At 53.2% G+C, this 8639-nt stretch carries 7 protein-coding genes; 5 read left to right on the top strand and 2 right to left on the bottom strand.

The window, feature by feature from the left end:
- Positions 1-257 precede the first annotated feature (257 nt).
- On the bottom strand, positions 258-1769 hold the full coding sequence (locus tag GX441_01535; GenBank protein NLI97322.1) for a site-specific DNA-methyltransferase: 1512 nt from the start codon (positions 1767-1769) through the stop codon (positions 258-260).
- Positions 1770-2137: 368 nt separating this feature from the next.
- The gene (locus GX441_01530; GenBank protein NLI97321.1) at positions 2138-2941 is read right to left on the bottom strand and encodes a T9SS type A sorting domain-containing protein; all 804 of its coding nucleotides are present in this window, start codon (positions 2939-2941) and stop codon (positions 2138-2140) included.
- A gap of 554 nt (positions 2942-3495) precedes the next feature.
- On the opposite strand from GX441_01530, the gene GX441_01525 reads away from it, so the two are divergent.
- From GX441_01525 to GX441_01505, 5 genes are all read left to right on the top strand, one after another.
- Positions 3496-4302 carry an ABC transporter ATP-binding protein gene (locus GX441_01525; protein ID NLI97320.1) on the top strand — a complete coding sequence of 269 codons (807 nt, stop codon included), beginning with the start codon at positions 3496-3498 and terminating at the stop codon, positions 4300-4302.
- A gap of 52 nt (positions 4303-4354) precedes the next feature.
- Positions 4355-4591: a hypothetical protein gene (locus GX441_01520; protein NLI97319.1), complete on the top strand. Its 237-nt coding sequence runs from the start codon at positions 4355-4357 to the stop codon at positions 4589-4591.
- Between the two features lie 112 nt (positions 4592-4703).
- Positions 4704-5483, top strand: coding sequence for an ABC transporter permease (locus tag GX441_01515; protein NLI97318.1), 780 nt, complete (start codon positions 4704-4706; stop codon positions 5481-5483).
- An 11-nt stretch (positions 5484-5494) separates the two neighbouring features.
- Positions 5495-7435 carry an ATP-binding cassette domain-containing protein gene (locus GX441_01510; protein NLI97317.1) on the top strand — a complete coding sequence of 647 codons (1941 nt, stop codon included), beginning with the start codon at positions 5495-5497 and terminating at the stop codon, positions 7433-7435.
- Between the two features lie 58 nt (positions 7436-7493).
- Entirely contained in the window at positions 7494-8624 is a 1131-nt protein-coding gene (locus GX441_01505) for a hypothetical protein (protein ID NLI97316.1), read from the top strand.
- The last annotated feature ends 15 nt before the right edge of the window (positions 8625-8639 follow it).

The following is an 8639-nucleotide window of genomic DNA, read 5'->3' as shown; positions in this document are numbered from 1 at the left end:
CTTTGCGAGGCTTTCCCCGGGAAAACGAAGCAATCTATTCACGGAGTGAATGCCTCTGATATCCCCCTCCCCCCCTTGTGGGGTGAGGATTTCGCTTCAAGGAAGCACAAGGTGGGGTCTTAGGCGATTGCTTCGGTCGCTTGCTTCTTTTTTGTCTTTGTAATCTTTTCTAACTTCACCATCACCTCTACTCCTCTCCCACAGGGAGAGGAAAATTGCCTCCTCCCCCTTTGGGGGAGGGGCTGGGGTGAGGGGAATCAAACGTCAAGCGTCTTCTGCTTGTTCTTGTCCTTGGGAATCTTTTCGGCCTTCTTGAAGGTGATGTCGTCCGGCGCAACCTGCGGCAGTTCGAGCCGCTCGGTGCGGTTGAGCAAACCCTCGACCGTAAGCGCCTGAACCCTGGGGTAGTCCTTGTTCATTATCTGCGAGTGGAAGAACCCTGCCGACGCCGCCTCAGCCTTAATCTCCGAGCGGTCGGTCGGCGGGTAGAGCAGGATGAGCGCGCCCATTACGGCCTTCTCTCGCTCCATTGTGCCTACGAGGTCGCGGACGTAGGCGGTCTTCGGCTTTGCGTCGCTCTTGACCTGAACGATGACCGCGTGGGGCGAGCGTTCCTTTCCGTCAATAAAGTAGCGGACGCCGTCAATGCCCTTATCCCCTCCCCCCTTGCGAGTCAGATCACCCTTGGGTCGGGCGGAGACGAGCGAGAGCGCCCAAATCTCGAACTCCTTGCGCGGCATGTCAGTTCGTTGGGCTAGCTCTCGGGCAGACTCCCAGTCCATAGGTATGCCGTGCACCTCGTAGGACACTTCGTCTGCAAAGTGGTCGGCGAGCCGGTTCTTGATGAGGTTTATGGCAAGGTAGGTAACGTCAATGCCAATCCAGCGGCGGCCCAGCGCCTGCGCGGCGGCAATTGTGGTTCCACACCCGCAGAACGGGTCAAGTACAACGTCGCCTTCGTTGGAGGATGCCTGCACGATGCGTTCAAGTAGTTCTTGAGGTTTTTGGGTCGGGTATCCAAGTCGTTCCCTTGCTTGAGAATTAACAACAGGTATGTCCCATACATCATCCGCTGGACGACCTGGAGAATCTTCATCAGTCATCTTAGTGACAAGTCTTACATCGCCTTCAAACTCTACCTTACTTTTCTTCCCTCGCCACCTTTTTAATGTCCCAGGTGACAAATCTTCTAAGACAATATTGAAAGTATTTTGACTGTAAGTTTTTGAGTAAAACAGGAGCGTATCGTGCATCCTCTGGAAATTTTTTTGTTTTGCAGGCCATCTCTTGTAATGCCAAATAATTTCGTTGCGAAAATTCTTATTTCCAAAGATGGCATCCATAAGGACATTGAGATAACGACCAGCCGTGGGGTCGCAGTGCAGGTAGATGCTTCCTGTCGGCTTTAAGACACGTCTCAACTCGACCAGTCTTGGAGCCATCATCACCAGATACGCCAGCATGTCGTTGTGACCAAGGAACCGCGCAAAACCCTGCAACAACTCAACCAAGGCGGGCGGCGCATCGCCGCTCTCCACAAGCTCGTGAAACGTGCGCGCCGCAACCTCGTCCCAGTGCCAGAAATCGGTAAACGCGTGAATCTGCGCCGCTGAAGGCGTACCGTCAACCTCCTTGAACAGCACGTTGTAGTCGGCCTTCGAGTTGAACGGCGGGTCGAGGTAAATGAGGTCAACGGATTCATCGGAAATCTTGTTTCGCAAAACGTCGAGGTTGTCGCCGAAGTAAAGCTGGTTGCGCCAGTCACCCATAAGACATAATATACAGTGCTCTTACATTGTCAAGCGTTGCAGGAGATTGTTCTGCAAGCGAAATTCTCTTCGGAGAATAGTCGCCCTTCGGACTCACGGACGCTTGACGCGTCCTTAGAATGACAACTGAGCTGTCACCCGGAGGCAGCGGCTGGAAGCCGCAGGGGTCGAACTTCGTTCGACAAGCGTAAAGGTTATGCGACGTGAGGGTCTCATTCACGCGGCGCTATGCGATAGCTCGCTATGTTCGCACTTCGGAGGCTTCTGCCGCGCGATGCTTCCCCGCAATGACATCCGCTTCCGCCCTATTATCCAAACCCCCAATCCTGTAGGGCGTGCGTGTTCAGGTCGGCGTGTTGCGGGCGGGGCTATCTCACGAGCACGAGCCTTGCGGTTGCCGAGCCGGAATCCGAGATAAGCCTAACGAAGTACACGCCTGCCGGAACGTCCTTAGCCTCCTCGTTCTTACCGTTCCACTCGAGCGAGTAAGTTCCAGCCATGCAGGAGCCTGAAAGAAGGGTTCTTACCGCACTGCCGGTTACGTCGTAAACTACAACGCTTACATTGCTTTGGGAAGGAATACCGTAGGAAACCTGAACCGAAGGTGCAGATGTGTTCGTTGCCAGAATATAGAGTCCGGTTGGTATTTTTGTCTCCTTGACCGCCACTCCTGAAACGGTCGTTATGGCCTTTACAACGTCTATCCTGTCAGGCTCGTTATTCGATTTGCCGGTCAGCGCCACAATGAATTCGCTTCCCTGCGGCGCATCCGCTGGAGGGGTAACCTCCGCTCTCATGTTCTGGAAAGAACCCTTGGAAAGGAGCCCTGTTGACCAGCCGGTTCCTGTGATGTCCACCGTAATATCGGCTCCGCCTATGTGGGAGTCGAAATACTTAACGGTCCAGCCTGAGTCCTCCTTGGTTCCTTTGACCAGTATGTTGTCTTTCATCTCCTGGTAGTCGGCGTCGTTCTGAACCCTGATATAGAAAATCGCCTTTACCGTTGTCGGAACAGTATCGTACTCCGTCTGACGGTTGGCGTTGTCGTTGTAAACGTTGTCGCCTAGATAAAGGGTATCCTCGTCCAGTTTTATCATAAGGTCAGGCTTTCCCATTCTGTATTGTCCGAAAACGGATGCGGCAAGTGAAAGAAAGACTAGTAAAAATTTCATGCGTCCTCCATAAATAATCGTAAAATTTTCTAATCTGCACTTACTATGCTCCATTTTTAAAAAATGTCAAGTATCTTTGCCGTTATCCAACGTGGACAAACGCTCAACAAAACCTGACTATAGTCAGAGACATAACGCATTAATGCCTATAAATTGTGATTTAAGGGCTTGACAAGCGTTTCAAAATCTGTATAATTGATTGTTGGAATTTTTACTTTTGGAGGATAAAAAATGATCTTTAAATTAGACTGCAACCAATGGGGCACGATTCCCGCAATCGTGTTTACTCTTGAGGTATCCATCGGGTGCCCGTAGTCTAATCCTACAAGATCTGTAGAATTTAACCCCGGGCATCCAAGCCCGGGGTTCTCTTTATAACACCGCAAAAACCCCGGGAAATCCGGGGTTTTTGCTTTAAGCCTCAAGTCTCGCCAGAGCGGTACTTGAGGCGAGCGCGACGATTTGTGCTCGGCGCGCTCGGAAAACAACTTAACCTGAATGAAAAGGTCAAAGTAGCCTTCATTCGATATTCGGAGGTGCACTTGCAACCGATAATAAGCTGTCAGAGGATCTCAAAGACCTACGTGGACGGCATAATAAAAAGGAAGAAACCGGTAACGGCCCTTATCGATATCAACTTCGACATACGTCCCGGCGAGTGTTTCGGACTCATAGGTCCGAACGGGTCAGGCAAGTCGACCCTCATTCGCATACTCTCGACCCTTCTCTATCCTGACAAGGGAGAGGCGCTCGTATGCGGCTTAGACGTGGTCGCAAAGCCCTACCCCGTGCGCGAGCTCATTAGCCGGGTGTCTGTGGACGCCGCGTTCTTCAAGAAGCTCTCGGCATGGGAGAACCTTAGGTACTCGGCAAGGCTCTACGGGGTGCCCGTCAAGCTGGCGAAGGAACGGGCGCTTGAAGCCTTGAGCGAGATGGGGTTCCCTGAGAAGCGTTTCACGGATCCGATGGAGGATTTATCCCGCGGGATGCAGCAGAAGGTAGCTGTTGCTCGAGCGCTAATAAACCGTCCGCGGGTGCTTCTTCTGGACGAGCCGACGACAGGCCTTGATCCTCGTTCGAAGCGCGAGGTTGAGTCGTACGTACAGAAGCTAAGAAAAGAGACGGACTTGACGATCTTCCTGACCACGCACGACATGGCCGAGGCTGAAGCCCTGTGCGATAGAGTCGCTATCATAGACAAGGGACGAATCGTGGCGCTCGACACTCCGGCAGGTCTTAAGGAGATAGTCTCTGTTCGCAGAGGCTCCAACCACGCGACCCTTGAGGACGTCTTCCTTGAACTCACCCACAAGGAGTGGGTCGAAGACAGCGACGATGACATCGAAGAGGAGAAAAAATAATCGTCGCTGGCGGCAGTCGTAAAGCCGCAATGAAAACGTAGAAAGGAGAAAAATGACGCCACATTACGCCCGCGATCAGGCGGGTTTCGCAAGCGCAGGACCAACGGTTCCCGGTATTGCGCAAATACTGAGCCTGCTTAGCGGAGATGAAGAGCATATGAAGGAACTGCTTGGCAAAATCCTCGGGAATCGCAAGCAGTTTAAAGAAAGCGCCCGCGAACAAGAAAGACGAGCTAGGACCATCGGCAAGTCTGTATCCTCAGGCGCCTTGAAGTGCGATAGACTCTAAACCGATAAACCTTTATAGAAAGGAGAAAAAAATGAAACAATCCATATTCCAAACGTCCGCGTCCCCTCCCGGCACCTTCGAGCCGATGGTGCCCCGCGGGTCAACCCCGCGCATGAGGCTGCGGTTCCTTGCGATGATTGAGCGCAACTTCATGCTCATCAAGCGCTACATAGCGTGGGAGACGGTATTCGTGTTCTACTCCATCGTCAACTCGCTATGCATCGGCTTCATCGGCGTAAAGATGGGCAAGGAGTACGTGATGTATCTCGTGATAGGCGCCCTCATATGGGGTTTCCTGTCCCTTCTGTTCCACGAGCTTGCCGAACAGGTTCAGTGGGAGCGCTGGGAAGGTACAATCGAGTACAGCTTCATGGCGCCCATGCACCGGCTCACATACCTCCTCGGAAACTGCTTCTATGCCGTAGTCTATGGTGTCCTGCGCTCCGTGCTTCTTCTCGGAGCAATCGTACTCTTTCTCGGACTATCGCTCAAGAACGCCAACATACTCGGAGCTCTCGTCGTGCTCCTCGTATCCGGCCTCTCGTTCATCGGCATGGGACTCATCGCCGCAATCCTTCCTCTGCTATCGACCGAACGCGGCGCGCAGGCCTCGCACATATTCCAGGCTTTGATACTTCTCGTATCCGGAGTATACTACGAGGTTGATGTGCTGCCGCGCTGGCTTCAGCCGCTCTCGGTCATATCGCCCGCAACATACACGCTGAAGGCGATTAGAGCGGCGCTTCTTGAAGGAGCCTCCTTCAGGGAACTCGGCCCCGCAATCGGTCTTCTGGCCGGTATAGGAGCCGTACTGATCCCTCTCGGCTTTTTAATCTTCAACACCGCCGAGAGATGGGCCAAGCGAAAAGGCAAGCTCGCAAGAAACGGATAGAGGAAAAACGCATGATACTTTTAAAGGATGCAGGCGTCTGGTTCGGGGCGCGGGCGTTATTCTCCGAGGCCAACCTCGTCATAGGGGAACGCGCACGCATAGGTCTTGTCGGAGCAAACGGTACAGGAAAGACCACTTTGTTCCGGCTTCTCGTAGGCGAGCGTTCCCCGGACGAAGGCTCTATAGAGATGCCCAAAAACCTGAGAATCGGATACTTGCCTCAGGAGGAGGTCGTACTCGGTTCTGAGAGCGTATTCGACGAGGCCGTCAAGGCATTCGATCACATACATGAAATCAGGCTTGCGATGCACGAACTCGAGGCTAAGATGCAGGATACATCGCTTGCGCCAAGGGAGCTTGAAAAGATTCTTTCGCGCTACAGCCGTCTGCAGGAAGAGTACGCGCAGGACGGCTACACATTCGAATCCCGCACCGAAGAGATACTCGAAGGACTCGGATTCCACAAGAATGACTTCAACCGTCCATGCCGCGAGTTCTCCGGCGGCTACCAGATGCGCATCGCCCTTGCGCGGATGCTTTTGGAAGAGCCCGACCTGCTCTTGCTCGACGAGCCAACCAATCACCTCGATCTGCCGTCAATAGAGTGGCTGGAGGAGTTCATCAAGGGTTTTCGGGGCGCTCTCGTTATAAGCTCTCACGACCGTTTCTTTCTCGACCGCGTCGTCGACAACATATGGGACGTCTTCAACCGCAGGATAACCTCCTACAAAGGGAACTACTCGGCATTCACGGGACAGAAGGAGTTTTACCGCGAGCAGGTCGAACGCCAGCGCGAGAAGGTCTCCGAAACCCGCGAACACCTTCAACGCTTTATCGACAAGTTCAGGGGTTATCCAAAGAAGGCCGCGCTCGTTCGCAGCCGCAAGAAGATGCTTGAGCGTCTTCCTGATGTAGAGGAGCTGCCCGGAAACCAGAAGACTATATCCATCCGCTTCCCTCAGTCGGAAAAAATCTCAGGAAGGGTGATGGCTCTCGAAGGAGTGTCAAAGAGATTCGGCGAACACGAGGTGTTCGCAGACGTCAATCTTGCTGTGGAACCCGGGGACCGTATCGCACTCGTGGGCGCGAACGGCGAGGGAAAGACCACGCTTTTGCGAATAATCGCGGGCGAACTCGACGCTTCTTCGGGAGAGGTCTGGCGCTCCTCAAAGCTTCAGTCAGCCTTCTACACCCAGATAGTGGAGGAGCGGCTTGATCCCTCAAAAACGGTGCTTGAGGAGCTCGAGGACGCAGCGCCTTGGGAAACAACGCCGGTTCTGCGGGGTCTTGCAGGCGCGTTCCTCTTCTCGGGAGACGATACGGAAAAGAAGGTGGCCGTGCTCTCCGGCGGCGAAAAGTCACGGCTCGCCCTCGCGCGCATCCTTCTCTCGCCGTCCAACCTCCTCCTGCTGGACGAGCCCACCAACCATCTCGATCTTGCCTCGCGCGACGTGCTAGAGGATGCTGTGCGCCAGTACCCCGGAACGGTAGTTTTCTCCTCGCACGACCGCTTTCTCATCGACCGCATCGCAAACAAGGTCGTCGAGATAGGTCAGGGCAGGGCAAGACTCCATCTCGGGAACTGGACCGAGTTCGAGCACTGGAGAGAGAACGAAAAGGCCTCCTCCGCAAGAACACCGTCGCCGCAACCCGTAAAGAAGGCGTCTAAGGAGCCAAAAAAGGAATCAGGAAAGAAACTGCCTGAGCCCAGGGAATCCCTCGATAAGAAAACAAGGGCAAAGGAAGCAAGGATGCGTGAGGAGGAGGTAAATCGCACGTTTGCCGAGATTGAATCAAGAGAGAAGGAGATAAAGAATCTCGAAAAGGAGATGAGCGAGCAAAAGCTTTACTCCGATAAGAACAGGCTGGTAGAGGTTACGTCCAGGCACCGGGCCCTGAGGCTTGAACTCGAAAGGCTTCAGGAACAGCTCGAAGGCCTTCTTGAGGAATAAAGAATCATGCTTGACACGAGGGATTCCTTCACTATGCTATAAGCTTATGGAGGTAAGTGTGAAATTATTCCGAATAACCAAGATACTGACGTCTATTTCGCTCATCGCTCTAAGCTGCTCCACCTTAGTTGCGCCGGTTCCGGTCTCTCCAAAAGGGGGGGCGGTCGTTTTCTCCCCGACTCCCGAATTCGTTTGGGAATCGGTCGCCGATGCGAGGTCGTACCGCATCGAGATATCCAAGAGCCAGAATTTCAATGAAGCGATTGATACAGTCGTCTTCAGCGATACGACCTTCGTGTTAGCCGATACGCTCGAACTGGGATCTAAGTACTACTGGAGGGTAAGCGCAAGGAGCGCTCAGGGCGATGAAAGCGCTCCAAGTGCTCCGGCTGAATTCATAACCAAAGAAGGAATCCAAATCCTCACGCCGGCGCCGCCCGACAGCACAAATGTTCCTATATTCAGCTGGAAACCTTATCCCGGAGCCCAGTCCTACAGCTTTTCCCTGTCGCGCTACGCCGATTTTCGCGAAATCCTTATCGATACGTCAATCTCGTCAACCTCCCTGTCGCTTCCGGACAGTCTTTCTCCCGCTACGTATTACTGGCGCGTTCAGGCGTTCTCCGCCGGTCAGCCAGCAAGCGCTCCCTCAAAAACCAGACGCATCGTTGGCTACAGGCTTATAGAAACCTACTTTCCCTTCGAGCTTGGGATGGGCTTTGCTTATGAATATTCATACGCGGCAGGAGAGCTGATTATGCCGGGTCCAGTATACGACACTTCTGTATTGCAGACCGAGACTCTCACCATCTCCGTCAAGGATACTTTTACAGATAAAGGACGTTTGTACTGGGTCCTATCGGATACCTTCTGGGATATTGGAGATACCGCATCCGTCAAAGACGATTCCTTGTTCTCACTCGTTTATTTTATGTCCATGCTTTATCCCGATTCCGGTTCAAAGGCATTCTCGACCTGGCATAAATCCTCTTACAATGTGACGTATATTAGTGACACGCTTCTGATTTCTTACGTGGAAGGCTCAAGGGAAGGGTCGTTCTATGACAGCATCAGGATTGAACGTATTAAGGGAAAGGGCGCAGTCAGACAAACGAGATACACGGAGAGGCTTGACGGCGGAACCGGCAAGCACTACTGGCAGACATCACTCTTTGAACTCAGCGATTAGATTGACTTCCGGGTC

It is taken from the genome of bacterium (assembly GCA_012517375.1).
GTDB lineage: Bacteria > Hydrothermota > Tepidihabitantia > B3-TA06 > B3-TA06 > JAAYVC01.
Note: the sequence above shows the minus strand (reverse complement) of the source record. Positions and strands in the feature narration are given on the sequence as shown.